Raw genomic sequence first — 25394 nt, forward strand, 5'->3', positions numbered from 1 at the left:
CAGCTGACACATTGCGCCGAGTCCGGCCGTCGGTCGTCCGCGGGCCGGTGGGGGCTGGTCGCGCAGTTCCCCGCGCCCCTACGGGGCGCTGCCGGACCGCAGGTCGGTGTCCGTGAGGGACTCCAGTTCGCCCTGGGTGTCGAGCCAGTAGAGGAAGACGACCGCGGGGACGACGAGGACGACGGCGACCAGGGTGACGAGCCCCAGCCAGCGCAGGGTGGTGTGCGCGCCCGCGCCCTCGGCGACGGTCAGCGAGGTCGGGACGAGGTAGGGACGCTGCGCCATGCCCCAGGCGATGACGGCCGAGGCGACCACGCCGACCGCCGTGACCCGGGACCAGCCCCCCGAGGGCCGGATCAGCAGCCATGCGGTGGCGAGCGTGGCCAGCACCGCCACGATCACGAAGACGAGCCCGACTCCGTGGGTGAGGCCGTGCCAGACGTGGGGCGCGTCGCCGTGGGTGACGACCAGGGTGACGACGGCGAGCACGGCGACGGCGGCGAGGGCGGCGAGGGCCCGCCGGCGGAAGTAGCGGTCCAGGTCCGGCGCGTCGAAGCGGCGGGCGTCCGCGGCGAGGAAGACCGCGCCGAGCGTCGCCGTCGCCGCGACGGCCAGCAGCCCGAACAGCAGGGACGTGGGGTTGGCCCAGGCGTCCGTGGACGCCGTCGTCGTGGCGGTCACCCGGCCCGAGGCCACACCGCCGGCCGCGGCACCGAGGAAGAACGGCGTCAGCAGCGAGGAGACGGCGAAGACCGCCCCGTACAGGCGCCGGCCGGCCAGCCGCCGGACGGGCTTGCGCAGCGCGAACCCGGCGCCGCGCAGCACGATGCCCACGGCGGCGAGCGCCAGGGGCAGCCACATCGTGGTGAAGACGCGCTGGAAGAGGACCGGGAAACCGGTCCACATGATGACCAGGACGAAGATCAGCCAGACGTTGTTGACCTCCCAGACCGGCTCCATCGCGTGGTCGATCAGCCATCGTGGCCGCCTGCCGCGCTCGGCGCCGCCCGCGGTCAGGTCCCAGAAGCCGGCGCCGTAGTCGGTGCCGCCGCCGCAGGCGTAGGCGGCGATCGCGAGGAGCAGGACGACGGCGATGACGCCCGCGATCACGGTCGGCTCCCGGCCGAGCGGGGCCCGTACGGCGTGTCCGTCTCCGGGGTGTCCGGCTCCGGTGTCTCCTCCGGCGGCCGGGGTCCGCCCCGCTCGTCGGCGGTCCGCCAGCGTGAGCGCATCTTCAGCAGCACCGCGAGGAACGATCCGAACACGAAGACGTACACGACCACGATCACCGCGAACATGGCCCACAGGCCGGCGGAGCGGGTCGCCGTCACCGCCTCGGCGACCCGCATGTTCTGGTAGACGATCCAGGGCTGGCGGCCCACTTCGGTGGTGATCCAGCCGCACTCGACGGCCGCCACGGAGGCCACGCCCGCGCACGCGGCGGCGCGGAAGAACCAGGGCGAGACGGGCAGCCGGCGGCGCCACAGCCACAGGGCGCCGTACCAGAGCGCGAGCAGGAGCAGCAGCGAGCCGATCCCGACCATGGTGTCGAAGGCAAAGTGGGCGATGGTGGCCTGGGTGGCCGTCGGCCGGTCTTCGGCGGGGACCGAGGTGAGCCCGGTGACCCGGGTGTCCGGGCGGAAGCCGGCCAGGATCGAGTCGAGTTGCGGGATCCGGATGCCGCCGGAGATGGTGCCGTCCGGGTGCAGCCGGCCGTACAGGTACTCCGGCTGGTGGGTGGCGGTCTTCCAGACGATCTCCATGGCCCCGAACTTCACCGGCTGCTTGTGGAAGACCTGCCGGGCGATGGAGTCGCCGAGGACGAACTGCACCGGCGTGCTCACCGCGGCGAGGGTGAAGGGGACGGTGAAACCGAGCCGGTGGTAGCGGTCCCGGCGGCCGCGCAGCCACCCCACGGCGTAGACGCCGGCCACGACATAGCCCGCGGTCACGAACATCGCGAAGACGAAGTGCCAGTACTCCGGGCCGAACATGGGGGTGAAGACGGCCTTCCAGATCTTCACGTCGACCGGGTTGCCCGCGGCGTCGAGGGTGAAGCCGCGGGGGGTGTTCATCCACGAGTTGGCGGCCAGGATGCCGAAGGCGCCGAGCAGGGCCACCAGCGGCAGCGGCAGTCCGAGCAGGAAGTGGGTCCGGGCGGGCAGCCTCCGCCAGCCGTAGAGGTAGATGGCGATGAGCACGGCCTCCAGGAAGAACGCCCACGCCTCGACGCCGAAGCCGATGCCGAAGACGTCGCCCCAGCGGCCCATCATGCCCGGCCACAGCAGCCCGAACTCGAAGGACAGCACCGTGCCGGTGACCACGCCGATCGCGAACTGCACCGCCATCACGGCCGACCACCGCCGGGCCAGCAGCAGGGCGGTGGCGTCGCCGCGGCGCAGGCCGTAGCCGTGCATGACGAGCGTGATCAGCGGCAGCGCGACGCCCAGGGGGACCAGGATGATGTGGGAGGCCAGGGTGAAGGCCATCATCGACCGGGCCGGCAGCGTCTGCGCCGGCGCGTCGGCGAGGGATCCGGCGAGGAGCAGGGCCGTGTGCACGCGTCAGCCGCCGGTGGCGAAGCCCGGGAAGAGGGTCATCCCGCCGTCGACGTAGAGGGTGGCGCCGACGACGTAGTCCATGAGGTCGGAGGCGAGGCCGACGGCCGCGTAGCCGATGTCCTCGGGGTCGCCGACCCGGTCGTAGGGGATCAGCTTCAGCAGGTCCTGCTCGGCCTGGGGGGTGTCCCAGGCACTGCGGTTGATGGGGGTCCTGATGGCGCCGGGGGCGATCGCGTTGACGCGGATCTTCTTCGGGGCGAGCTCCTGGGCCAGGGTCTCCATCATCATCTGCACGCCGCCCTTGGAGGAGGCGTAGTTGACGTGCCCGGCCCACGGGATGATCTGGTGCACCGAACTCATGCAGATGATCTTCCCGGCCGCCCGCGACACCTCGGGCACCACACCTCGGCGCAGGAACTCCTTGGTCGCCTCGCGGGCGCAGAGGAACTGCCCGGTGAGGTTGACGTCGAGGACCTTCTGCCACTGGGCGAGGGTCATCTCGGTGAACGGGGCGTCCCGCTGGAGTCCCGCGTTGGCGACCAGGATGTCGATCGTGCCGAACTCCTGGACCATCCGGTCCATCATGGCGACGACCTGCTGCTCGTCGGAGACGTCCGCCTCGTAGGCGGCCGCCTTCACCCCGGAGCCGGTGATCTCCTCGACCACCTTCTCGGCCTCGTCGCCGCCGGCGACGTAGTTGACCACGACGTCGGCCCCGGCCCGGCCCAGGGCGATGGCCGTTGCCTTGCCGATACCGGAGTTGGCGCCGGTGACCAGCGCCTTCTGGCCCTTCAGCAGGTGCGCGGGGATCACGTTCAGGGGTGCGCCCTCGGTGGAACTCACGATGTCCTGCTCCTCCACTGCGTGCCCGCGCCCGCCGGGCCCGTCGCCCGGAGGTCCGGGCATCAGACAAGCACCGGCCGGGCACGACGGCACGCGGCGGCGGACCGCGTTGCGCTGCCCGGCGGAGGATGTTCGCCCGGTCGGGGGCCGGGTGCCCGCGCGGACTCAGCCCAGTCGCTCCAGCAGGTGGTCGCCCACCCGGAGGGCGTTCGCGATGGCCGTCAGGGACGGGTTCACCGCGCCGATGCTCGGGAAGAAGCTGGTGTCCACGACGTAGAGGTTGTCGAGGTCGTGCGCCTTGCAGTTGACGTCCAGGGCCGAGGACGCCGGGTCGGTGCCGAAGCGCACCGTGCCGGCCTGGTGGGCGGTGGCACCGATCGGCATGCCCTTGTGCAGGTAGATGCTGTGGGACAGCAGGTGGTGCTCGTGCATGCCCAGATGGCCGAGCAGGTGCTGGAGTTTGTGCCGCAGGCGCTTCAGACCCTCGATGTTGTTGCCCTCGTCGAGGGTGAGCCGGATCTGGCCGTCCTCCTCCAGGGTCACCCGGTTGTCCGGCTGCGGCAGGTCCTCGCCGCACAGCCAGAAGTCGACGGCGTGGTGGGCCAGGACCTCGAACGGCATGTCCGGCGTGACCGCTCCGGCCCAGCGCGGGGCCTCGCCGTGGATCTGGTCGGCGTCCGACTTGCCGAGCATCTGGATGCCGCCGAGCGGGTACTCCCAGTCGTCCGCGCCCAGGTACCAGTCGTGCAGGGCGAGGGTCTTCTGGAACCGGGTGTCGTTGGGTTCCTCCGAGACGGCCATCAGCGCCGCGTTGTTGTGGCGCATGTAGAACCGGCCGACCACGTCGGAGCTGTTCGCGAGGCCGCGCGGATGCCGGTCGTTCGCCGAGGCCAGCAGCAGCGCGGCCGAGTTGACGGCCCCGCAGGCCACCACCACGACGTCGGCCGAGAACCGGGCCTCGCGTTCGCCGGGCAGCTCTGCGACGACGGAGGTGACGCTGCGTCCGGTGGGGTCGGTCTCCAGGCGGGTCACCCGGGCGTCGGTGATCATCTCCACGTTCGGGTGTTCCAGCGCCGGCTCCACGCAGATCACCTGGGCGTCCGACTTGGCGCGGACCAGGCAGGGGAATCCGTCCACGCGGTCGCAGCGGATGCAGACGCTGGAGTGGGTGGCCCGGCCGTCCTCGTCCTGGGTGAGGTTGACCCCGATCGGCAGGTGGAAGGGGTGCAGCCCCTGCTTCTCCAGGTCCATGCTCAACCGCTCGATGCGCGGCTCGTGTTCGACCGGCGGGTACGCGTACTGGGCGCTGCACGGCCCTTCCCAGGGGTCCTCGCCGTGCCGGCCGTGCACCAGGTAGAGGTGCTCGGCCTGCGTGTAGTACGGCTCGAAGTCGTCGTAACCGATGGGCCAGGCCGGGGAGATGCCGTCGTGGTGGCGGAGTTCGCCGAAGTCCTCGGGGCGCAGCCGGAACAGGGCCGCGCCGTAGAACTTGGTGTTGCCGCCGACGTAGTAGTTCACCTCGGGCGGGAACTCCTTGCCGTGCCGGTCCAGCCAGAACTCCGGGGCCCGGTACTTGGCCTTCACGAACACGGCCGTGGAGTCCCAGTTGTCGCGTTCGCGCGGCAGGTATCCGCCGCGTTCGAGGATGAGCACGCGTTTGCCGGACGGGGCGAGGCGGTGGGCGAGGGTGCCGCCGCCGGCACCGGTACCGATCACGATGACGTCGTACGGGGGCAGGGTGTCCACGGCAACCACCGTCCTTGTGCGCCTGGCCCGCGGCCCGGTGCGGGTATCCCTCATTCGAACGTACGCGCCGTACGGGGGTGCGGCATCCGGGCGGAGCCCGCCGCGGAACGGTCACAGCAGGGCGATCGGGTTCACCGGTGAGCCGGTCGCCGCCGGGAGCCGTAACGGGGCGATCACGCACAGGAAGTGCCAGCGTCCCCACTGCTCGCACACCGGTACCAGCTCCTCGAAGTCCAGCCAGTCCAGCAGGTGCAGGCCCAGGGCGTTGACGGCCAGCACATGCACGGGAAACCCGACTCCGGGGACCGCGCCGGGCGCGGCGTCGCTGTTGCCGTCCGAGCCGAGGACCGACACGCCCCGCTCGGCGGGGAAGTCCATGGCCGTCGGGTGCAGACCCGCGCGGGACCGCGTCACGTCCCAGGGGCCGAGGGTCCGGCGCCGCAGCCGGTGCCCCACCCGTACGAACAGCAGGTCGCCCGGTCCGACCGTGGTCCCCTGGGAGGCCTCGGCGGCGACGAGGTCCTCGGCGGTCACCTGGTCGCCGGGCTCCAGCCAGCGCACCCCGCGCAGGCGCGGGATGTCGAGGAGGACACCCCGGCCCGCGATTCCGTCCCGGGCCAGGTCGAGGGAGAGCGCCTGGGCACCGTCCGGTGTCACGGTGCTCGCCGGGACACCGCCGTACAGCTCGCCGTCGAAGATCACGTGGCAGAGCGCGTCGAGGTGGCTGTCGACGTCGTTGTGCACGTTCATGGCGAACCGGTCGCGGGCGAAGACGAGCCCGGGTGCGCCGGTCTCGCCGGGTGCGGGAGCCGTCATCCGGTGGGTCGCGGGCTCCGGGCTGTCCGGCCCGCGCCGCGTCTCGACGGCCGCGGCCAACGACACGGTGCGCCCGCACCGGACCTCGGCGGCGGCCGCCGCGACCCGCTCCGGCGTCAGCCGGTCCAGCGCGCCACGCCGTTGCGGCCCGCCGTCCCGGGCCCGGTCCCGCAGCCTGCGGTACAGATCGCGGAAGGCCGCTTCGGAGAGGGCCCGCGGGGGCACGGGCGCGGAGGGCGCGGGCTGGTCCGAGGCCATCGGGACACCTCCTGCTCCGGTCCTGCTCCGGCTCTTGTTCCGGTCGGCACTCCTGCTGACACCGAACCACCCGGGCGGCCGGAGCACCCGCCGGACGCGGGCGGCGGACGCTCCCGGTGCGGCCGCCTCCGGGCCCCGGACAACCGCTTCCCCGCGTGCGGGCGATGTGGGCGCGGCATACGCTGATCGGGTGAAGTCGCAGGATCTCCAGGCGGTCTCACCGCCGTCCGACGGTCTGCGCGACCACTGATCCCCGCCCGCGTGCTTTCTCGCGATCACACAATCCTTCTGCGGAGACCCGACGAGCGCGGAGCGCCGCCTCCCGGTACGGATCCGCAGCCTCAGCCCCTGTGGAGGCCGGGATGCGAGTCGTCGTTGATCTCTCCCGATGTCAAGGCTATGCGCAGTGCGCGTTCCTGGCTCCGGACGCGTTCCGGATGCACGGGGAGGAAGCGCTGATGTACGACCCGGAGCCCGACGACGCCCAGCGCGAGCGGGTGCTGCGGGCGGCGGCGGCCTGCCCGGTCCAGGCGATTCTCGTCGACCGGCTGGAGGGCCGGCCGGCACCGGTGGAGGCGGCGAGGTCATGACCAGTGCCGACAACCTGCGTGCGTTCAAGCGCGACGGCCGCATCGTGATCGTCGGGGCGTCACTGGCGGGGCTGCGGGCCGCGGAGTTCCTGCGGGACGAGGGTTTCACCGGGTCGTTGACGATGATCGGTGACGAGGTGGGCGAGCCCTACGACCGGCCTCCCCTGTCCAAGCAGGTACTGACGGGATGGGTGCCCGCGTACGGCACCAGGCTGCCGCGCCGTCGTGAGATCGATGCGGAGTGGCTGCTGGGTGTGCCTGCCGGCGGGCTGGATCTGGCCACCAACAACGTGCGTCTGGCCGACGGGCGCGAGATCCCCTTCGACCGGGTGCTGATCGCCACCGGGGTACGGGCCCGGCCGTGGTTCGTCGAGTCCGAGGCCGCGCTGGACGGGGTGTTCGTCGTCCGGACCCGCGAGCATGCCGAGAGCCTGCAGCAGGCTCTCGCCGCCGGGCCCTCGCGCGTGCTGGTCATCGGTGCGGGGTTCACCGGCTCGGAGATCGCCTCCATCTGCCGTGAGCGGGACATCCCGGTGACGGTGGCCGAACTTGCGCCGGCTCCGCTGGTCGGGGCGCTCGGTGCCATGATCGGCGAGGTGGCCTCGGACATGCAGCGCGCGCACGGTGTCGACCTGCGGTGCGGTGTCAAGGTCACCCGGCTGGAGGGCGACGCGCAGGGGCGGCTTCGCCGTGCCCACTTCGACGACGGCAGCTCCGTCGACGCCGACGTGGCGGTGGTCGCGCTCGGGGGCATCCGCAACACCGAGTGGCTGCAGGGCTCCGGACTGGCGGCGGGTGTCTGGGGCATCGCCTGCGACACGGGCTGCCGCGCCCTCGACCTCAACGGCCTGGTCACCGACGACGTCTTCGTCGCCGGTGACGTGGCGCGCTGCCCCAACCCGGTCTACGAGTACCGGCTCATCTCCCTGGAGCACTGGGCCAACGCCGTGGAGCAGGCCGAGGTGGCGGCGCACAACATGGTCAACGGCCAGGCGGACCGCTGGCCCCACCTGTCCATCCCGACGTTCTGGTCGATCCAGTTCGGCGTCAACATCAAGACCGTCGGTGTGCCGACCTTCGCCGACGAGGTCGTCGTCAGCCAGGGATCGGTGTCCGACCACCGCTTCGTCGCCGCCTACGGCTACCAGGGCCGGGTCACCGCCGCGGTGAGCTTCAACAACGCGAAGTGGCTGGACCACTATCGGCGTCTCATCGAGACGGCCGCGACCTTCCCGCCGTCCTGCCCCACCCCCGACCAGCCCGTCGACTCGAAACCGGTGCCCGTCGACTTCCCCGGCCCGGTCCTGCTCGCGCAGGGCGCCACCGTGGTCGTCACCGGACACAACCCGAGTGAGCGACGCGTCACGGCTGCGTACCAGCACCACCGGTAGGAGGGAGCGCCATGACCGCGACCGAGATGCCCGACACGCTGCACCGGATCCTCGACTACGCCTCCCGGGCCGACCCGTACCCGCTCTACGCGGAGTTGCGCAGGACACCGGTGGCCCGGCAGGAGGACGGCAGCTACGTCATCAGCACGTATCGCGAGCTCGCCGACATCCTGCACAATCCGCACCTGAGCTCCGACGTGCGCAATCTGTCGCATCCGATGCCCGCGGCCCCGGGAGGGGACACGCCGGCGTTCATCAACATGGACCCGCCCGAACACGACCGCCTGCGACGCATGGCGATGCGCCACTTCGGGCCCCCGCACACCCCGGGGCTGGTGACCGGCCTGGAACCCGACCTGTCCGCCACCGTCAGCGGCCTGATCGACGACTTCGCGGGCAAGGAGCGGATCGACATCGTCGACGACCTCGCCTACCCGTTCCCCGTCACGGTGATCTGTCACCTGCTCGGCGTGCCGCGCGAGGACGAGCCGAGGTTCCGCCTGTGGGTGAACGACATCATCAACTCGATCGACTACGACCCCAGGACCGACCCGAAGGAGAAACTCGACAACGGTGTGCAGGCCCGCAAGGACCTGCGCGGGTACCTCGGCGGGCTGGTGGAACAGCGCCACGGCCACCCCGGCGAGGACCTGTTGTCACGGCTGGCCAACGACGACGGGCCGGACGGGCAGATGACCGACGAGGAGATCATCAGTACCGCCAACCTGCTGCTGATCGCCGGCCACGAGACCACCGTCAACCTCATCACCAACGGCATGCTGACGCTGCTGCGCCACCCGCAGGTGCTGCAACGGCTGCGCGACGAACCGGATCTGGCCGTACCCCTGGTCGAGGAACTGCTGCGCTACGAGCCGCCCGTGCACATCATTCCCTGGCGGGCGGCGTACAGCGAGATCACCGTCGGAGACACCGTCATCCCGCAGGGCTCGCAGATCATGCTGATGCTGGCCTCGGGCAGCCGCGATCCGGACCGCTTCCACGATCCCGACCGCTTCGACCCGGACCGGAGCGACAACCAGCACCTCGGCTTCGGCAGCGGCATCCACCTCTGCTTCGGCGGCCCGCTGGCCCGCCGCGAGGCCCAGATCGCGCTCACCGAGCTGGTACGCCGCCTCGACGGCCCCACCCTGGTCGCCGACCCGCCCCCGTACCGGCGCAGCCCCGTGCTGCGCGGGCCGATCCATCTGCAGGTCGAACAGAACGGCGGTTAGCGCGGGCTATTGCACAGCTGTGACGGCGGGCGCACAGCTCCGTCACCCCCCGGCGGAAGACTTCTCTCATCGCAGCGTCGTTCACATGCCTGGGGGAACCTCGATGTCCGCTCGTCACCGTCGGAGCACCGCCGCCGTCACCACCGCCAGTGCCGCCGCACTGCTCACCCTGTGCGCCGCGGCCGCCACCGCGACGGCCGTTCCGTCCTCCGGCAGTGCCGCCTCGGTCACCGTGCCCCGGGGGCTCAGCATCAGCAACGGCACCCGGTACGTCGTGGTCGGCGGCAAGTCGATCGACTTCGGCACCATCGTCCGCGACCTGGCCTGGAACCCCAGCGGCAGCAAGGCCGCCTTCGTCGACGGGCACGGAAACCTCGTCGTCTCCGACCCCGACGGCAGCCACCGCGTCACCGTCGCCGTCAACCCGGGCGGGCAGACCTGGTCCCACCCCACCTGGCAGGTGACCGCCGCCGACCGGGCGAACCACATCCCCGCGAAGAACAACCTCATCTTCTCGGCCAAGATCCACGGCCACACCGTCCTGGAGGGCGTCAAGGCCACCAGCAACCACGGCAAGCCGGCGAAGATCAGCCTCAACGGCGACCCGGGCGACGGCGCCGTCCCCCAGACCGACAACACCTGGCCCAACGTCGGCGGGGACTACGGCTCGGCCGTCTACGAGAACACCCGCACCGGCGAGGTCTACATCCGCGACGACTACCTGCGGCAGCAGGGCGGCGCGCTGACCAAGGGTTCCGAGCCCGCCCTCTCCCCCGACGACGAGGAAGTCGTCTTCGTCCGCTCCGTCCACGGGCACGACCACCTCTTCGTCGAGGACTTCGGCGGCTCCACCAACGTCGTCAAGGACGTCACCCCCAACGCCACCACCGACTACACCGAGCCCACCTGGTCGCCGAACGGCAAGACGATCGCCTTCCGCGCCCCGACCGGGACGTACACCCTCACGAAGACCGCCCACGGCTTCGGCAAGCCCGTCAAGGTCTCCACGCACACCGGCCTGCCCGCCTACCGCGGCTGACCGCCGCCCAACCTGCCGCCGGAACGGGCGAGTTCGGCCTCCAGCTCCGGCAGGTGCTGGTCGGCCGTGTCGTGCGGCAGGTACTCGACCACGTCGAGGAAGCGGAACAGGACCTTGGTGCTGGTGACGGCGAACTCGTAGTCGCCGTACCCCACCACGGCACCCATCTCCCCACGGACGGCGCCCCGGACGACATGCGCGGTCATGTCGTCCGGGCTCTGTGCCGTCAGCCCCCGCCGCGCGTTGGGGCGCGCCAGGTACGGGCAGACCATCGAGGCGTAGAGCATGCACGCGCGGTGCCCCGGACCCTCCAGGGTCGCCGCCATGTTGCGGTACGGACGCCCGGCGGCGAGCGCCTCGCGGATGGCGGCGCTCTCCGCGGCCCCGACCACCCGCCACACCGGGCCCCTGGGCATCAGCGTGTTGCAGACCGAACACAGCCGCTGTCGCGCGCACTCGGCGCTGCGCCCGTAGTCGGTGAGCGCGAACTGCGGCTCGTCGCCCTCCCACGGCGTGATGGCGGGCACCGGATAGCCACGGCTGTCCCGAGGCCTGGCCTCGACGGTCGCCGGCATGGGAACGGAATCGAATCGCACACCCCATGGTGAACCAGACGGTCCCGCCGCTGCGACCGGCTTCCCTCACTTTCCCCCGGGCCCGGTGCCCGGTTGCGTGTCGATGCGGTACCCGGCGCCGGGGACCGTGGCGATGATCCAGGGCTCGCCGAGCCGCTTGCGCAGCGCCGAGACGGTGATGCGCACGGCGTTGGTGAACGGGTCGGCGTTCGCGTCCCACGCGCGTTCCAGGAGTTCCTCGGCGCTGACGACACCGCCTTCGGCGCCGACGAGTACCTCCAGCACGGCGAACTGCTTCCTGGTCAGCGCGACATACTGCCCGTCCCGGTAGACCTCCCTGCGGAACGGGTCCAGCCGCAGCCCCGCGATCTCCCGTACGGGAGGCCTGCTGTGGGCGCGTCTGCGGTCGAGTGCCCGGAGCCGGAGGGCGAGTTCCTGGAGCTCGAAGGGTTTCGTGAGGTAGTCGTCGGCGCCGAGCTCGAAGCCGGACGCCTTGTCGTCGAGGCGGTCGGCCGCGGTGAGCATGAGGATCGGCATACCGCTGCCGGAGGCGACGATGCGCCGGGCGATCTCGTCCCCCGACGGTCCGGGGATGTCGCGGTCGAGGACGGCGATGTCGTAGCTGTTGACGCCCAGCAGCTCCAGGGCCGTACCGCCGTCCCCCGCGATGTCGGCGGCGATCGCCTCCAGGCGCAGGCCGTCGCGGATGGCCTCCGCCAGATAGGGCTCGTCCTCGACGATCAGCACACGCATGTCATCGAGGCTACGAGCCGGCACCTATGGCCGGCGTATCGAAATCCGCATACGCGCGGGCAACACCGCACCGCCTTGGCTGGAGGCATGTCCTACAGCGAACCAGCACGAACAGCGGGCGGCGCGGCCGTCGGACCGGTGGGCCGGACCGCGCACCACCGAGGGGCCGCGGACCGGCCGCTGAGCGTCCGGCCGATCAGCGCCGCCGAGCACCTGGCGTTCGTGCGGGCACAGCGGTCGGTCAGCTTCCTGCAGACCCCGGCGTGGGGCCGGGTCAAGACCGAGTGGCGCAGCGAGTCCCTCGGCTGGTACGACGGCCGGCGGCTGGTCGGTGCCGGGCTCGTCCTGCACCGCCCGGTGCCGCGGCTGGAGCGCTACACGCTGGCCTACCTGCCCGAGGGCCCGGTCATCGACTGGACCGGCGAGCTCGGCGCGTGGCTCGACCCGCTGGCGGCCCGGCTCAGGGCCCACGGCGCGTTCGCGATTCGGCTCGGGCCGCCGGTGCGCACGCACACCTGGAGCGCCGAACAGGTCAAGGAGGGCATCGCCGACCCGGGCACCGGGCGGCTCACCGACCTGTCCGGCGGGCCCGCCGACCCGGTCGGCGCCCAGGTGACCGGCGGGCTCCGGGCCGCCGGCTGGCTGCCGCGGAGCCCCGAGGACGGCTTCGGGGTCGGGCATCCGCAGTTCAAGTACGAGCTCCCGCTGACCGGCCGGACCGAGGACGACCTGTTCAAGGGCATGAACCAGCTCTGGCGCCGCAACATCGGGAAGGCGGCCAGGGAGGGCGTGGAGGTCACGGTCGGCACGGACCTGAAGGCGTTCCACGACCTCTACGTCCACACCGCCGGGCGCGACCGTTTCACGCCCCGGCCGCTGCACTACTTCGAGACCATGTTCGCGGCGCTGGCCGCCGAGGATCCCGGGCGGATCCGGCTCTACCTGGCCCGTCACCGGGGCGACCTGGTCGCCGCCGCCGTCCTGGTCCGCGTCGGCGCCCACGCCTGCTACTCCTACGGCGCCTCCGCCACCGAGAAGCGCGAGGTGCGCGGCTCCAACGCCTGCCAGTGGGCGATGATCCGCGACTCGCTGGCGGCCGGCTGCGACGTCTACGACCTGCGCGGCATCACCCCCACCCTGGACGCCGGCGACCCGCACGCCGGGCTGGTCCGGTTCAAGGCCGGTACCGGCGGCCGGGCGGTGCGGTACGTCGGCGAATGGGACCTGCCGCTGCGGCCGATGGTCTACCGGGCCTTCGACCTCTACATGAAGCGGCGCGGGCGATGACGGGGCGTGGCACGGGGATCACCGTCTACGGATGCGGGCAGGACGAGGCCGTCCTCTTCCGGGAGCTGGCTCCCCGCTTCGGCGTGGTGGCGACCGTCACGGAGGCGGCGGTGTCCGAGGCCAATGTCCGGCTGGCTGCCGGGAACCGGTGCATCAGCGTGGGTCACAAGACCCGGATCACCGGCTCCACCCTCCGCGCACTCGGCCGGGCCGGCGTCACGTACATCTCCACGCGGAGCATCGGCTGCAACCACATCGACGTGGACTGTGCGACGGGTCTTGGCATCACCGTCGAGAACGTCTCCTATTCGCCCGACAGCGTGGCCGACTACACGTTGATGTTGATGCTGATGGTGCTGCGGAACGCGAAATCCACGCTCCGCCGCGCGGACCTGCACGACTACCGGCTGCACGACGTGCGCGGAAGGGAACTGCGTGACCTGACCGTCGGGGTGGTCGGAACGGGACGCATCGGCACCGCCGTCGTGGCCAGACTGCGGGGTTTCGGCTGTCGGGTGCTGGCCCACGACAGACGCCCCAAGACCGCTGCCGACTACGTTCCGCTCGACGAGCTGCTGCGGCTGAGCGACGTCGTGACGCTCCACGCACCGCTCACCGCGGACACCCACCGACTCCTCGACCGTCGGCGTATCGAGCGGATGAAACCCGGCGCGTTCGTCGTCAACACCGGACGCGGTCCGCTGGTGGACACCGAGGCCCTGGTCGCGGCACTGGAAAGCGGCCGGCTGGGGGGTGCGGCACTGGATGTGGTCGAAGGGGAGGAAGGCATCTTCTACGCCGACCGCAGAAACAGGCCCGTCGAGAGCAAACCGCTGGTGCGGCTGCAGGAAATGCCGAACGTGCTCATCACTCCGCACACCGCCTATTACACGGACCACGCCCTGATCGACACGGTCGAGAACTCCCTCGCCAAGTGTCTGGAATTCGAGAGCAGGAACGAACGGAATGAGCATGACTAAGCTGAAGGTCGGCGTCATATTCGGGGGCCGCTCCGAGGAACACCCCGTCTCCGTCAAGTCCGCGCGGGAGATCGCGCGGAACCTCGACACCGGGAAGTACGAACCGTTCTACGTCGGGATCACGAAGGACGGGGCATGGAAGCTCTGCGACGGCCCCGGACCGGACTGGGAGAACGGCGGCGGCCGCCCGGTGGTGCTCTCTCCCGACCGCGACGTCCGCGGACTGCTCGTTCTCGAGCAGGGGCGGTACGGGACGGTCCGCCTGGACGTCGTGCTGCCCGTGCTGCACGGCAGACTCGGTGAGGACGGTGCGATCCAGGGCCTGCTGGAGCTCTCCGGCATCCCCTACGTGGGCTGCGACGTCCAGAGCTCCGCGCTGTGCATGGACAAGTCCCTCGCCTACCTCGTCGCCCGGAGCGCGGGAATCGCCACGCCGGAGTTCCGGACCGTGACGGCGGACGACGACGTCGATCCCGGCCGGCCCACCTATCCCGTCTTCGTGAAGCCGGCCCGCTCCGGGTCGTCCTTCGGTGTCAGCAAGGTGTCCCGGGCGGAGGACCTGCCGGATGCGGTGGCGACCGCACGCCGGTACGACTCCAAGGTGCTGGTCGAAGACGCCGTCGCCGGCAGCGAGATCGGCTGCGCCGTCCTGGGGAACGGCCGGGACCTGGTCACGGGCGAGGTGGACCGTATCGCCCTCTCGCACGGTTTCTTCAGGATCCACCAGGAGACCGAGCCGGAGAGCGGCTCCGAGAACTCGACGGCGGTCGTCCCCGCCGACATCCCGGCGGCGGCCCGGGCCCGCGTCCAGGAGACGGCGAAGGCCGTGTACCGCGCCCTGGGGTGCAGGGGGCTCGCGCGGGTGGACATGTTCCTCACTCAGGACGGGGAAGTGGTCCTCAACGAGGTCAACACGCTGCCCGGCCTGACCTCGTACAGCCGTTATCCGAGGATGATGGCGGCCGCGGGGCTGCCGCTCGCCGACGTGATCGACCGGACGGTGGCGCTGGCGCTGACGGGGAACGGCCGGTGAAGGACGGTTTCGTCTTCGTGGACGAGCTGGTCCCCGGAATACGCTGGGATGCCAAGTACGCCACCTGGGACAACTTCACCGGCAGACCGGTGGACGGCTACCTGGCCAATCGCATCGTCGGTACGACGGCTCTGTGCGCGGCCCTGGAAAAGGCGCGCGGGAAGGCCGCGTCCCTCGGATTCGGGCTCCTGCTCTGGGACGGTTACCGCCCGCAGCGCGCCGTGGACTGCTTCCTGCGCTGGGCACAGCAGCCCGAGGACGGCCGGACCAAGCCGCGGCACTATCCGAACATCGACCGGGCCCAGATGTTCGACATGGGATACGTCGCGGCCAGGTCGGGTCACAGCCGGGGAAGCACCGTCGACCTGACGCTGTACCACCTGGCCACCGGTGAACTCGCTCCCATGGGCGGCGACCACGATCTGATGGACGCCGTCTCACATCACGGAGCGCAGGGGATCACGCCGGCGGAGGCGGCGAACCGGCAGTATCTGCGCGACGTCATGGCGGCCTCCGGTTTCGGCTCGTACGAGTGCGAGTGGTGGCACTACACGCTGAAGGGCGAGCCGTATCCGGACACCTATTTCGATTTCCCCGTCACCTGGTCGAACGGCTCCGGTATGACCTCCCCGCTTCGGGGAACCCGGCAAACCGACAGAGGCCGTGGAACGCGCTAGGAGGTACGGGTCATGATCGCTCTGGGCATCATCCTGCTCATCGTCGGATTCCTCACGGGCATATCGATCCTGTGGACGCTGGGCATCATTCTGGTCGTCGTCGGCGCCGTCTTCTGGATCATGGGATCGATGGGTCACGCGGTCGCCGGTCGACGTCACTATTGGTGAACGTGACAGCGTTCCGCCACCTCGCTGTCAGGAGGTGAGGACGGAGATGCCGTCGCCGAGGAGTTTCAGTCCAAGGACGAAGAACAGGACGGCCATCACGGCGACGTTGTGCTGAGCCGCCCACTCCTTCCAGTTGCCGAGGGTGGTCCTGGCTCGCTCTCCGCCGACCAGGAAGACGCACAGCGGGGCCAGCAGACCGAGGGTGGCGATCACGACGAAGATCGCCAGGGCCCCGATCTGCTGCCCCACCGGCAGGCCGGCGGAGCCGATCGCGGCCCCCGCGGCGATGGTCAGCGGGGCGTTCTTGGCGTTGAGCGCGGCCAGGCCCACTCCCAGGGCGAAGATCTTGAGGGGGGTGAGGCTGTCGATCGCGCTCATCCATTTGGGGAGCCGGGCCTGTGAGGGGTCCCGCGGCCGTCGGTGCCACATCCGGGCGCCGAAGAGGACGAGGAACAGGCCGAGGGCGAGTTTGAGGGCTCCGACCCAGGTGGCCGGGTGTTTGTGGGCGGAGGCGTGCGCGGGGGAGGCGATGGCCAGCATCACGGCGCCCAGTACCGCGAGTCCCAGGATCCAGCCGACGGTGAAGAGGACGCCGTTGAGACGCCCCCGGGGCGTGGCGAGGATCAGGATGACGGCGATGATCGGGAGGGGGCTGACCGCGACGGCGGCGGCGAAACCCAGTACGTCACCGAGAACTGCGCCCATGGTTGCCTCCGACGTACTCGGCGCTCCCCATCCTCTCCATCCTCACGCCCCCGGCCCGATCTGTCCTCGGGAGCCTGCCGCGCGCCCGGGCCGTACGTCGTGAAGGTCAGCTCCGGGAGCCGTCGCAGAGGCCGAGGATCCTGGTGAACGGCCTGCGGAGCACCACGGCCGGCGGCTCCCTGTCGTTCTCGGCGTACCGGGCCAGTCCGGCGCGGGCGGCGTCCGTGTCGGCGCGCGGATCCCGCCCCGCGAGGACCGCCTCCAGGGCGCGTCCGGTGGCCTCGGCAACCGGGAGGAGGAAGGTCCGGGCCCGGGAGAGCGCCGGGGCGGGGCCGTCGCGCACGCTGAAGAACTCGGCCTCGGCGGCCAGGGAGAGGAGCTGGGGCACCGCACGGACGGCGAGGTCGATCCGGTCGCCCAGTTCGGCCACCTCGTCGCGGTGGCGGCGCCGCAGCGGATTGAACCGCAGGGCCTTCTCCGCCTCCCGGGCCTGTGCCCCGTAGCCGCGCAGCCGGTCCGCCGTCGCCTGCGCGGACATCCGGTTCGCGCGCGCCGCGTCCGGGGACCCGATCGCGCGCGTGGTGCGCACCAGGCCCTCCCTGAGACCGTCCGCGCACTCCCGGGCCAGCGCCGCCATCTCGCTGCGGGGGTTCCGCGGCCAGAGCACCGGAGCGAGAACGGCGGTGACGGCACCTCCCAGCGCGTTCTCCCACAGCCGGGCGAAGCCGTACGACTCCGGCGAGGGGTTGGCGAAGACCAGCAGCGAGGTCACCGCGACCTGCACGTTCAGGGTCGTCCCGGAACTGATGACGGTCCCGCACAGCAGGGCCAGCCCGATCACGACGGCGAGGACGAGCGTGCTCGGCCGGAAGAGGCTGACCACGGTGACGCCCAGGGCCACGCCCGCCAGCACGCCCAGGATCCTCAGCAGCAGCGCCGCCAGGGAGGAGGCGGAATCACCGCGCAGGCACAGCAGCGGAACGATGGCGGCGAACACCGGTGGCTGGTCGGCACCGGCCCACAGCGCGGTCTGCCAGCAGAGCACCGCGATCACCAGGATCCGGGCCGCCGCCGGCCCCTGCGCCCGGAGCCTGCGGCCCGCCCGCGCGGCCGGGGAAACGCCCGTCACCCGCCCACCTTAGGCACACATCACGCCCTGACGCGCTGCGGTGACCCTCCGTCGGGAGGGGCCGCGTCTCCGGCCTACCCGCGTCGGCGGACTGCCGCGGCCTCCGGCAGGTGGCCGGTGCCGCCCAGGACGAGGACCTGGAAGGCGGCGCCGAGGTAGGCCGTCACGAAGCGGGCGATTCTGCGGGTGCTGCGCATGGTGGGGTGACCTTTCCGCCGTGGGTGGTCCGAGGGCCGGTGCTGCGAACGGGGGCTGGGCGTCACCAGTTGACGGCGTCGTCCATCGACTGCTGCCAGTACGTGACCTTGAGCGAGTCGTCGACGTAGACGCCCTTCGCGGGCAGCGGCGGGTGGGCGCCCGTGCCGACGCTCTCGTTGCCGGAGCGGCCGTGGAAGTAGACGTCCAGGGAGTTCACGGTGTGGCCGTCGGTGCCGCTGCCGTCGGTGGCGGACAGGTTCACCGAGGCGTAGCCGGACTCGCCGGGCTGGAGCGTGACGACCGCCTGCGGCTGCGACTCCTCGATCACCGGGGGGACGGACTGGGCCTCGCCGAAGCGGACGGCCGGGTAGGAGTAGAGGTAGCAGGTCCTGCTGCCGGTGTTGGTCACCGTGAGCAGCATGTGGTTCACCGGGCGGTTCAGCGGGGCCGCGACCGTCCTGGTGTTGGACCCCTCGCAGGTGACCGGCTTGCCGGCCGCGGCGGGGGCCTTCGAGGCGGCGGCGTCCGCGGCGGACTTCGGCGTGCCGGTGGCGGCCCTGGCCGTCGGGGCGGAGGCGGCGGTCGCGGAAGCGGGGCCGGAGGCCGGCGCGGGGGAGGAGGCCGGCGCGGGGGAGGAGGCGTGCGCGGTCGGGGTGGTGGCCGCGACGCTCTCGGCGTGCACGCCCGTGCCGTCGCTGCACGCCGTCAGGGACAGCGCGGCGAGTACGACGGTGGTGGCGGCGCCGACGAGACGGGTGCGGGAGGTGCGGAGGCTGGACATGTGGACGTGCCCCTTCGGTTTTCGGGTGGCGGTGGTGATTGGATGACCGAAGCCTGCGAGGCGATCTGTCCCAACCGCCAGGCACGGCGGGCAGTTGGGGACACTGGAACGCGGAAACGGGCTCCGACCAGGGCGAACACCGTCGCCCTGGAACGCGGGACTGGAACGCGAGGGGATGGGGGAACGGGTGTCAGGGGCAACAGGGGCCGACGCGACGGAGGCGTTCGCGCTGCTGCTGCGGGAGCTCAAGGACCGCTCGGGACTCAGCTACGGCGTGCTGGCCAAGCGGCTGCACATGAGCACGTCGACGCTGCACCGGTACTGCAACGGCACGGCGGTGCCCGTCGAGTACGCGCCGGTGGAGCGCCTCGCACGGGTCTGCCGGGCGACCCCCCAGGAGCTGGTGGAACTGCACCGGCGCTGGATCCTGGCGGACGCGGCACGGGGGAGCAGGGCGGACCAGGCCACGGCGACGGCCGCGCCGCAGCAGGCAGGCACCGGCGCGCCGCACGGCGCCGACGACGGCGGTGAGCAGCCGGTCGTCGCCGGCCCCGGCGCGTCGCACGGAGCTGACTCCGGCGCATCGCACGGCGCCGACACCGCCGCTTCGCACGGAGCTGACTCCGGCGCGTCGAACGGCGCCGACGACGGTGAGCCGGTCGTGGTCGACCTGTCGCGGGAGCCCGTGGCGCCGCGCCGGCGTCGTACCGCCCTGATCGCCTCCGTCGCGGTGGCCGCCGTGCTGGGGGCCGTCGTGTTCGCCCTGAGTCCGTCGCCGGGCGGCGGAAAGGGCGGCGCGGACGACGGGCAGGCGGCCGGTGACGCCGCCGCGGTCACCGGCGCGCCGGACGCCGGGAGGACGCCGTCCCGCTCCCCGTCCCCGAGCGCGAGCGGACGCAAGCCCTCCGTATCGCCCTCCGCCACCCCCACCGGGTCCGCGGGGACCGGGTCCCGTGGTTCGGCCGACAACGGCAAGCAGGGCAGCGGGGCCCAGGGCACCGACGGCGGCACCACCGGCACCGCGGTCCCGCTCACCGTCAACACGCGTCCCTATGTCTACGACGACCCGTGCAGCCAGCACTTCCTCGTCGACAGCGAACCCGCGCAGGTCGGCCCGCCGGCGAGCGAGCAGGACGCCCCGCGCTGGGCCGCGGCGTACGGGGCGGTGTCCTCGGGCGAACAGGAGGTCGCCCTCACCGTCCAGGGCACCGGCTCGGAGACCGTCGTCCTGGAGGCGCTGCACGTGCGCGTGCTCAGCAAGGGTGCACCGCTCGCCTGGAACGACTACTCGATGGGCGTCGGCTGCGGCGGTGGCGTCGGGACCAAGTCGTTCGACATCGACCTCGACAACGGCAGCCCCACGGTCACCGCCAAGAACGGTCAGCGCGACTTCCCGTACAAGGTCAGCGAGTCCGACCCGGAGGTCTTCTACGTCTTCGCCCGGACCAAGGCCCACGACGTCCGCTGGGACCTCACCCTGGACTGGTCCAGCGGCAGCCGCCACGGCACCGTCCACGTCGACAACGCCGGTACCTCCTTCCGTACCAGCGCCGACGCCGGGCGCCCGGGCTACGACTACCCGCTGGGCGGCAGCGAGTGGATCCCGCGGGAGGGCGGCTGACGGCCGCGGCGCCGGGCGCTCACGTGTCGTGCGCGCCCGGGCGCGGAGCGCGTCGGCGTCGGGGGCGGATGCGGCTCAGGGGTGATGGAGCCGCATGAGTTTGGTGTTATATGAGCCGTATGCACCATATGCTCCGGCAGGTGCGGTCCCGGTACGGGATACGCAGCGTTGCCGGTCAGATGTTCCTCCTGCAGGTCGCGGTCGTCCTGGTTCTCGTGGCGACGGCCGTCACCGCCCTCCTGCTGCAGTCGCGGACCGACGCCGAGCGGGAGGCCCGCAACCGCACCCAGGCCGTGGCCGCCTCCGTCGCCGCGGACCCCACCGTGCGGCAGGCACTGACCGGCGCCCATCCGGCCGCCGTGCTCCAGCAGTTGGCCGAGGAGACCCGCCGGCGGGCACATGTGGACTTCGTCGTCGTGATGAGCCCCGAGGGCATCCGGTACACCCATCCGAACCCCGCCGAGATCGGCCACCGCTACATCGGCAGCATCGGGGCGGCACAGCGCGGCGGCACCGTCACCGAGACGACGACGGGGACGCTCGGCCCCTCTGTCCGGACCGTCGTGCCCGTGACCACCACCGCGGGCAAGGTCGTCGGACTGGTCTCCGCGGGCATCACCGTCCACCGGGTGAGCCTGGCGGCCGCCCGCCAGGTGCCGCTCGTCGTGGGGGGCACGGGGCTGGCGCTCGCGGCCGCCACCGGCGGCACGGCACTCGTCGGCAGGCGCCTGCGCCGCCAGACGCGCGGTCTGGGGCCGGTACAGATCACGCGCATGTACGAGCACCACGACGCCGTCCTGCACTCGGTGCGCGAAGGCGTCCTGATCATCGACCCGCGGGGCCGGCTGCTGCTGGCCAACGACGAGGCGCGGCGCCTGCTGGGCCTCGCGGCCGACGGGGACGGCCGGCCCGTCACCGAGCTGGGGATCGCTCCCAGGGCCGAAGAGCTCCTCGCGTCCGGCAGGGCTGCCACGGACGAGGTGATCGAGGTCGGTGACCGGCTGCTGGCCGTCAGCCAGCGCCCCATGGACGTGGCGTCCGGACCGGGCGGCACGGTCGCCACCCTGCGGGACACCACCGAACTCATCGCGCTGACCGGCCGGATCGAGCTGGTCCAGGAACGGCTCACGCTGCTGTACGACGCCGGACTGCGCATCGGCACCACCCTCGACGTGACACGCACCGCCGAGGAGCTGGCGGAGTTCGCCGTGCCGGGGTTCGCCGACTACGTCACCGTCGACCTGGCCGACACCGTGCTGGGCGGCGAGGAACCCGACGAGGCGGGCCTGGCCGAGCTGCGCCGGGTCGCCCTGCACGGCATCCGGCAGGGGGTGCCGCTCTGCCCGCCCGGCGCGCTCATCCACTTCGCCCCCTTCTCTCCGCAGGGCGAGGGCTTCGGTTCCGGGCGGATGGTGCTGGAGTCCGACATGGCGGCCTTCTCCGGCTGGCAGGCCCAGGACCCCGACCGGGCACGCCAACTGGTGGCCTACGGCATCCACTCCATGATTTCCGCTCCGCTGCGGGCCCGCGGCGTGATCCTCGGCGTGGCGACCTTCTGGCGTTCCAAGGAGCCGACCCCCTTCACCAGGGAGGACCTCTCGCTCGCCGAGGAGCTGGTGGCCCGCGCGGCCACCAGCATCGACAACGCGCGCCGCTTCACCCGGGAGCGCACGATGGCGGTCACGCTGCAGCGCAGCCTCCTGCCGCACGCCCTGCCGGAGCAGAACGCGGTCGACGTGGCGTACCGCTACCTGCCGGCAGGGGCGGGGCTCGGCGGCGTGGGAGGCGACTGGTTCGACGTGATACCGCTGCCCGGGGCGCGCGTCGCCGTCGTGGTGGGCGACGTCGTGGGGCACGGACTGCACGCGGCCGCCACCATGGGCCAACTGCGCACCGCCGTGCTCAACTTCTCGACGCTCGACCTGCCGCCCGACGAACTCCTCTGGCATCTCGACGAGTTGGTCACCCGCATCGACCAGGACCGGGACGGCGAGCACGGCACCAGCACCCTCACGGGCGCCACCTGCCTGTACGCGATCTACGACCCGGTCTCCCGGGTGTGCACCATGGCCAGGGCGGGCCACCTGGAACCCGTCATCGTGCTCCCGGACGGCGACGCCCGCCTGCCCGGCGTACCGGCGGGGCCGCCGCTGGGGCTGGGCGGCCTGCCCTACGAGGCGGGCGAGGTGCTGCTGCCCGAGGGCAGCGGCATCGTGCTCTACACCGACGGCCTGATCGAGGACCGGCGCGAGGACATCGACGAGGGCATCGAGCGCCTGCGCCGGGCCCTGGCGGTGGCGGGGCGCACGCCGGACCAGATGTGCCAGGCGGCCATGGACGCCATGCTGCCCGGGGCGTCCCGGGACGACGTGGCCCTGATCGTCGCCCGCACCCGGGCGCTGGACGACGAGCACACCGCGTTCTGGACCGTGCCGTCCGATCCCGCGGCGGTCGCCGGGGTCCGGGCCGCGGCCACCGAGCTGTTGCGGGACTGGGGCCTGAAGGAGGAGGCGTTCACCCTGGAGCTGATCCTGAGCGAGCTGGTCACCAACGCCATCCGGCACGCGACGGGCCCCGTCGGGGTACGCCTGATCCACGACCGCTGCCTCATCTGCGAGGTCTCCGACGGCAGCAGCGTCTCCCCGCACCTGCGTCGGGCCGCCACCCTGGACGAGGGCGGCCGCGGGCTCTTCCTGGTGGCCCAGTTCGCCGACCGCTGGGGGACGCGCTACACGCCCGACGGAAAGGTCATCTGGACCGAGCAGTGGCTCGGCACCGGGCCGTGAACCGGCACGGCGCCGTCGGCGGACCGGTCCCGCACGGAGGTTGCGCACGCGGTCCGGAGGCAAGAAGTATGCCCAGCGTCGATGTCCCGTGATCGAGACCGGAGGCGGCGCGGTGAGCAAGCCCGAGCTGGAGTTCCATGTCCCCGACGGACCGTGGCGGGCCCCGGCCGGCGCCGGTCCGGGGGTCGAGGAGCGTGTCCTGGCCGAGGACCCCGAGCGCGGGTCCCGTACCGCGCTGGTCCGCTGGGCCCCGGGCACGGACACCTCGGCGGACGGGGTGACCCGCCACGACTTCTGGGAGGAGGTCTACCTCGTCGAGGGAGCTCTGTACGACCTGACGCTGGAGCGGACCTTCACCGCCGGCATGTACGCCTGCCGCCCGCCCGGCATGCCGCACGGCCCCTGGACCGCCCCGGACGGCGTCACCATGCTGGTGATCACCTATCGTTCCTAGAGACTGAGCGGGAGTGAGTAGGTACTGCCCGGACGCGGAGCGAACGCGGTCGACCAGAACAGGTGTGCCAGCGGCGAGGGCAGCTTGATCGAGACTTCGCCGTCGGGGGTGACGCGGATGGTCTCACTGCCGTACCGCTTGCCGGACTCCCCATCGGCCTGGAGGAACCGGCGCCCGGCCTGCCACCGCCGACGCCACCCTTCTTCGGCGAGCTGCGCTGCCTTCTCGTTCCCCCCCAGAGCGGGCCTGCCAGTAGCGTCCACCCCAGATGGTGGTCGACGGCGGCACACCCGGCCCGCGTGTTACCGGTGGCCGGGGCGCCCGCCATGGCCTCGTGCCAGCACACCGCTTCAGACCAGTTCGGGCTGCGGGACCCCGGGTCGCGCCGCCGTCTCGGGCCGGGGATCCCAGCGGTTGACGGTCCGCACGTAGTGGTGGACCACCGAGGCCGTCGCCAGCACGAGCAGCGGGCCTGCTGCCCAGCGGTGCGTGGCCATCTCCAGCGGCAGCCAGCGGTAGGACGCCAGGAGCGCGACGAAGACCGTCGTACCGTGGGCGACCAGCCGGATGCCGGACGGGTCCCAGCCGCGGTCGAACGTGCGCAGGGCCGCCTCGACCGTGAGCGCGAACACCGCGCCGGCGAGGAGGTCCGCGCCGTAGTGGTAGCCGAAGCCCAGCGTCGCGGTGACCGTGGCGGCCAGCCAGAACGTGCCCGCCCAGCGCAGCGCCCGGGGGCCCCGCCGGGAGTGCACGAAGATCGCGGTGGCCCACGCCGTGTGCAGGCTGGGCATGCAGTTGCGCGGCGTGAACCCGTCGTACGACACGGGGCGCGGGGCGCTGATCCGCGGCACCGTGCGCGGCCACAGGTCGGGCACCGGCCAGTGGCCGCCGTGCGGCGGCCGCTCCGGCCAGAGGCTGACCGACGCCCAGTGGTCGGCGCCGGTGCCGTAGGCGAAGACCGGTCCGACCACCGGGAAGATCATGTAGACGGCCGGCCCGAGCAGGCCTATCACCAGGAAGGTGCGGACCAGGTGGTGGCGCGGGAAGCGGCGGTCGGCCGCCACGCCGCGCAGCTGGTACAGCGCGACGGCGACCGCGGCCACGGCGAGCTGGCCGTAGACGACGTCGAGGAGGTTGAAGCCGACCGGGCCGCTTGCGGTGACGACCCGGCCCACCAGCCACGACGGGTTGCCCAGGGCGTGGTCGGCGGTGGCCACGTACTGGTCGAGCACCGCCGGGCGGGTCTTGGAGGTGATGAGCAGCCAGGTGTCGCCGGTCTTGCGGCCGGTCACCAGCAGCAGGCCGAGACCGACGCCCTTGAGCAGCAGGACGCGTTCCGGGCCGGTGCGGCGGGTCACGGCGACGACCGCGCAGCCGAGCAGCACCCACAGGGCGCCGTTGCCGAACGGCTGGCCGCGGGTCACCTCGGCACCGGTCGCCCACCGGACCGCGGCGAAGGCGAGGTCGATGCCGATCGCGGCGCCGAGGGCGGCGAACCGCTGCCGCCAGGTGAGCACCACGATCGTCAACGCCAGCCCGGCGTAGAGCAGGAAGCCGGACTTGGGGGCGCATATCACCTCGCGGGCCTGGTTGGTGAGCGGTCCCGGCAGACCGTAGTGGCGTGCGGCGACCTCGAGTGCGACGAGGAACGCGAAGGCCGTGGCAGCCGCCACGGCCCAGGGTCTCAGTGGTGTGTGTCTCAAGTCCCGGCCGATTTGCTAGAGGTTGGGGGAAGGGGGAGGTCCTGTTCGACGAGGGAAGACGGAAAGAC

The 25394-nt window shown here is 72.0% G+C and carries 25 protein-coding genes; 12 read left to right on the top strand and 13 right to left on the bottom strand.

What is annotated here, in order from left to right; translation table 11 throughout:
- Window positions 1-78: 78 nt before the first annotated feature.
- The 5 genes from ACZ4UV_RS27665 to ACZ4UV_RS27685 all read right to left on the bottom strand — a co-directional run bounded on the left by ACZ4UV_RS27665 (window position 79) and on the right by ACZ4UV_RS27685 (window position 6224).
- Window positions 79-1110, bottom strand: a complete 1032-nt coding sequence (locus tag ACZ4UV_RS27665) for a cytochrome d ubiquinol oxidase subunit II (RefSeq protein ID WP_390048743.1) — start codon at window positions 1108-1110, stop codon at window positions 79-81.
- Window positions 1107-2492 (bottom strand): cytochrome ubiquinol oxidase subunit I, encoded by a 1386-nt coding sequence (locus tag ACZ4UV_RS27670; protein WP_451017647.1) that lies wholly within the window; start codon window positions 2490-2492, stop codon window positions 1107-1109. The genes ACZ4UV_RS27665 and ACZ4UV_RS27670 overlap by 4 nt, the downstream gene beginning before the upstream one ends.
- A 72-nt stretch (window positions 2493-2564) precedes the next feature.
- A complete protein-coding gene (locus tag ACZ4UV_RS27675; protein WP_390048741.1) occupies window positions 2565-3404 on the bottom strand; it encodes an SDR family oxidoreductase in 840 nt (279 codons plus the stop codon).
- 165 nt (window positions 3405-3569) lie between these two features.
- Window positions 3570-5159: a GMC oxidoreductase gene (locus ACZ4UV_RS27680; RefSeq protein WP_451017632.1), complete on the bottom strand. Its 1590-nt coding sequence runs from the start codon at window positions 5157-5159 to the stop codon at window positions 3570-3572.
- A gap of 102 nt (window positions 5160-5261) precedes the next feature.
- Window positions 5262-6224 carry a cyclase family protein gene (locus ACZ4UV_RS27685; protein WP_390048738.1) on the bottom strand — a complete coding sequence of 321 codons (963 nt, stop codon included), beginning with the start codon at window positions 6222-6224 and terminating at the stop codon, window positions 5262-5264.
- A 362-nt stretch (window positions 6225-6586) separates the two neighbouring features.
- Here ACZ4UV_RS27685 and ACZ4UV_RS27690 point away from each other — a divergent pair, with 362 nt between their 5' ends.
- The 4 genes from ACZ4UV_RS27690 (at window position 6587) to ACZ4UV_RS27705 (ending at window position 10476) form a co-directional block, all read left to right on the top strand.
- Window positions 6587-6814, top strand: coding sequence for a ferredoxin (locus tag ACZ4UV_RS27690; protein ID WP_390048736.1), 228 nt, complete (start codon window positions 6587-6589; stop codon window positions 6812-6814).
- Window positions 6811-8205, top strand: a complete 1395-nt coding sequence (locus ACZ4UV_RS27695) for an NAD(P)/FAD-dependent oxidoreductase (protein ID WP_467841458.1) — start codon at window positions 6811-6813, stop codon at window positions 8203-8205. Before ACZ4UV_RS27690 ends, ACZ4UV_RS27695 begins: the two co-directional genes overlap by 4 nt.
- 11 nt (window positions 8206-8216) lie before the next feature.
- The gene (locus tag ACZ4UV_RS27700; protein ID WP_467841461.1) at window positions 8217-9437 is read left to right on the top strand and encodes a cytochrome P450; all 1221 of its coding nucleotides are present in this window, start codon (window positions 8217-8219) and stop codon (window positions 9435-9437) included.
- A 103-nt stretch (window positions 9438-9540) separates the two neighbouring features.
- The gene (locus ACZ4UV_RS27705) at window positions 9541-10476 is read left to right on the top strand and encodes a TolB family protein (RefSeq protein WP_467841464.1); all 936 of its coding nucleotides are present in this window, start codon (window positions 9541-9543) and stop codon (window positions 10474-10476) included.
- Here ACZ4UV_RS27705 and ACZ4UV_RS27710 read toward each other — a convergent pair.
- Both ACZ4UV_RS27710 and ACZ4UV_RS27715 read right to left on the bottom strand, forming a co-directional pair.
- The gene (locus tag ACZ4UV_RS27710; protein ID WP_351496390.1) at window positions 10464-11051 is read right to left on the bottom strand and encodes a hypothetical protein; all 588 of its coding nucleotides are present in this window, start codon (window positions 11049-11051) and stop codon (window positions 10464-10466) included. The two genes, ACZ4UV_RS27705 and ACZ4UV_RS27710, sit on opposite strands and share 13 nt — an antisense overlap.
- A 66-nt stretch (window positions 11052-11117) precedes the next feature.
- Window positions 11118-11804 (bottom strand): response regulator transcription factor, encoded by a 687-nt coding sequence (locus ACZ4UV_RS27715; RefSeq protein ID WP_451017628.1) that lies wholly within the window; start codon window positions 11802-11804, stop codon window positions 11118-11120.
- Window positions 11805-11891: 87 nt separating this feature from the next.
- On the opposite strand from ACZ4UV_RS27715, the gene ACZ4UV_RS27720 reads away from it, so the two are divergent.
- From ACZ4UV_RS27720 to ACZ4UV_RS27740, 5 genes are read left to right on the top strand one after another with little or no spacing between them, the layout of a single operon-like run.
- Window positions 11892-13091 (top strand): lipid II:glycine glycyltransferase FemX, encoded by a 1200-nt coding sequence (locus tag ACZ4UV_RS27720; protein ID WP_451017627.1) that lies wholly within the window; start codon window positions 11892-11894, stop codon window positions 13089-13091.
- Complete coding sequence (locus tag ACZ4UV_RS27725; protein WP_451017646.1) at window positions 13088-14071, top strand: D-isomer specific 2-hydroxyacid dehydrogenase family protein; 984 nt, start codon at window positions 13088-13090, stop codon at window positions 14069-14071. The genes ACZ4UV_RS27720 and ACZ4UV_RS27725 overlap by 4 nt, the downstream gene beginning before the upstream one ends.
- Window positions 14064-15104, top strand: coding sequence for a D-alanine--(R)-lactate ligase VanA-Sc (vanA-Sc, locus tag ACZ4UV_RS27730; protein WP_467841469.1), 1041 nt, complete (start codon window positions 14064-14066; stop codon window positions 15102-15104). The genes ACZ4UV_RS27725 and vanA-Sc overlap by 8 nt, the downstream gene beginning before the upstream one ends.
- On the top strand, window positions 15101-15781 hold the full coding sequence (gene vanX / locus ACZ4UV_RS27735) for a D-Ala-D-Ala dipeptidase VanX (RefSeq protein WP_451020771.1): 681 nt from the start codon (window positions 15101-15103) through the stop codon (window positions 15779-15781). The genes vanA-Sc and vanX overlap by 4 nt, the downstream gene beginning before the upstream one ends.
- A gap of 12 nt (window positions 15782-15793) precedes the next feature.
- Entirely contained in the window at window positions 15794-15949 is a 156-nt protein-coding gene (locus ACZ4UV_RS27740) for a DUF6131 family protein (protein ID WP_451020772.1), read from the top strand.
- A 27-nt stretch (window positions 15950-15976) separates the two neighbouring features.
- Here ACZ4UV_RS27740 and ACZ4UV_RS27745 read toward each other — a convergent pair whose 3' ends face one another.
- The 4 genes from ACZ4UV_RS27745 to ACZ4UV_RS27760 form a co-directional block, all read right to left on the bottom strand.
- Window positions 15977-16654: a GAP family protein gene (locus ACZ4UV_RS27745; RefSeq protein ID WP_390048716.1), complete on the bottom strand. Its 678-nt coding sequence runs from the start codon at window positions 16652-16654 to the stop codon at window positions 15977-15979.
- 106 nt (window positions 16655-16760) lie between these two features.
- Window positions 16761-17783, bottom strand: coding sequence for an FUSC family protein (locus ACZ4UV_RS27750; protein WP_451020773.1), 1023 nt, complete (start codon window positions 17781-17783; stop codon window positions 16761-16763).
- 74 nt (window positions 17784-17857) lie between these two features.
- Window positions 17858-17980 carry a hypothetical protein gene (locus tag ACZ4UV_RS27755; protein WP_351496371.1) on the bottom strand — a complete coding sequence of 41 codons (123 nt, stop codon included), beginning with the start codon at window positions 17978-17980 and terminating at the stop codon, window positions 17858-17860.
- A 62-nt stretch (window positions 17981-18042) separates the two neighbouring features.
- Complete coding sequence (locus ACZ4UV_RS27760; RefSeq protein ID WP_467841475.1) at window positions 18043-18762, bottom strand: DUF4232 domain-containing protein; 720 nt, start codon at window positions 18760-18762, stop codon at window positions 18043-18045.
- A gap of 175 nt (window positions 18763-18937) precedes the next feature.
- Between ACZ4UV_RS27760 and ACZ4UV_RS27765 the strand changes: the two genes are divergently transcribed.
- The 3 genes from ACZ4UV_RS27765 (at window position 18938) to ACZ4UV_RS27775 (ending at window position 23623) form a co-directional block, all read left to right on the top strand.
- Window positions 18938-20383, top strand: a complete 1446-nt coding sequence (locus tag ACZ4UV_RS27765; RefSeq protein WP_467841478.1) for a helix-turn-helix domain-containing protein — start codon at window positions 18938-18940, stop codon at window positions 20381-20383.
- 119 nt (window positions 20384-20502) lie between these two features.
- A complete protein-coding gene (locus ACZ4UV_RS27770; protein ID WP_467841481.1) occupies window positions 20503-23169 on the top strand; it encodes a SpoIIE family protein phosphatase in 2667 nt (888 codons plus the stop codon).
- Window positions 23170-23281: 112 nt separating this feature from the next.
- On the top strand, window positions 23282-23623 hold the full coding sequence (locus ACZ4UV_RS27775) for a cupin domain-containing protein (RefSeq protein WP_451020781.1): 342 nt from the start codon (window positions 23282-23284) through the stop codon (window positions 23621-23623).
- Here ACZ4UV_RS27775 and ACZ4UV_RS27780 read toward each other — a convergent pair.
- Together ACZ4UV_RS27780 and ACZ4UV_RS27785 are read right to left on the bottom strand one after the other, a co-directional pair.
- On the bottom strand, window positions 23620-23886 hold the full coding sequence (locus ACZ4UV_RS27780; protein WP_467841826.1) for a hypothetical protein: 267 nt from the start codon (window positions 23884-23886) through the stop codon (window positions 23620-23622). The genes ACZ4UV_RS27775 and ACZ4UV_RS27780 overlap by 4 nt on opposite strands.
- A gap of 87 nt (window positions 23887-23973) precedes the next feature.
- Complete coding sequence (locus ACZ4UV_RS27785; protein WP_451020777.1) at window positions 23974-25296, bottom strand: phosphatase PAP2 family protein; 1323 nt, start codon at window positions 25294-25296, stop codon at window positions 23974-23976.
- Between the last annotated feature and the right edge of the window lie 98 nt (window positions 25297-25394).

Source organism: Streptomyces sp. NPDC028289 (genome assembly GCF_055565975.1).

Coding starts and splice junctions, on each gene's coding strand:
- ACZ4UV_RS27670 (WP_451017647.1), bottom strand. CDS start 2,492: ATGATGGCCTTCACCCTGGCCTCCCACATCATCCTGGTCCCCCTGGGC.
- ACZ4UV_RS27685 (WP_390048738.1), bottom strand. CDS start 6,224: ATGGCCTCGGACCAGCCCGCGCCCTCCGCGCCCGTGCCCCCGCGGGCC.
- ACZ4UV_RS27690 (WP_390048736.1), top strand. CDS start 6,587: ATGCGAGTCGTCGTTGATCTCTCCCGATGTCAAGGCTATGCGCAGTGC.
- ACZ4UV_RS27695 (WP_467841458.1), top strand. CDS start 6,811: ATGACCAGTGCCGACAACCTGCGTGCGTTCAAGCGCGACGGCCGCATC.
- ACZ4UV_RS27700 (WP_467841461.1), top strand. CDS start 8,217: ATGACCGCGACCGAGATGCCCGACACGCTGCACCGGATCCTCGACTAC.
- ACZ4UV_RS27705 (WP_467841464.1), top strand. CDS start 9,541: ATGTCCGCTCGTCACCGTCGGAGCACCGCCGCCGTCACCACCGCCAGT.
- ACZ4UV_RS27710 (WP_351496390.1), bottom strand. CDS start 11,051: ATGCCGGCGACCGTCGAGGCCAGGCCTCGGGACAGCCGTGGCTATCCG.
- ACZ4UV_RS27715 (WP_451017628.1), bottom strand. CDS start 11,804: ATGCGTGTGCTGATCGTCGAGGACGAGCCCTATCTGGCGGAGGCCATC.
- ACZ4UV_RS27720 (WP_451017627.1), top strand. CDS start 11,892: ATGTCCTACAGCGAACCAGCACGAACAGCGGGCGGCGCGGCCGTCGGA.
- ACZ4UV_RS27725 (WP_451017646.1), top strand. CDS start 13,088: ATGACGGGGCGTGGCACGGGGATCACCGTCTACGGATGCGGGCAGGAC.
- vanA-Sc (WP_467841469.1), top strand. CDS start 14,064: ATGACTAAGCTGAAGGTCGGCGTCATATTCGGGGGCCGCTCCGAGGAA.
- ACZ4UV_RS27740 (WP_451020772.1), top strand. CDS start 15,794: ATGATCGCTCTGGGCATCATCCTGCTCATCGTCGGATTCCTCACGGGC.
- ACZ4UV_RS27745 (WP_390048716.1), bottom strand. CDS start 16,654: ATGGGCGCAGTTCTCGGTGACGTACTGGGTTTCGCCGCCGCCGTCGCG.
- ACZ4UV_RS27755 (WP_351496371.1), bottom strand. CDS start 17,980: ATGCGCAGCACCCGCAGAATCGCCCGCTTCGTGACGGCCTACCTCGGC.
- ACZ4UV_RS27760 (WP_467841475.1), bottom strand. CDS start 18,762: ATGTCCAGCCTCCGCACCTCCCGCACCCGTCTCGTCGGCGCCGCCACC.
- ACZ4UV_RS27765 (WP_467841478.1), top strand. CDS start 18,938: ATGGGGGAACGGGTGTCAGGGGCAACAGGGGCCGACGCGACGGAGGCG.
- ACZ4UV_RS27770 (WP_467841481.1), top strand. CDS start 20,503: ATGCACCATATGCTCCGGCAGGTGCGGTCCCGGTACGGGATACGCAGC.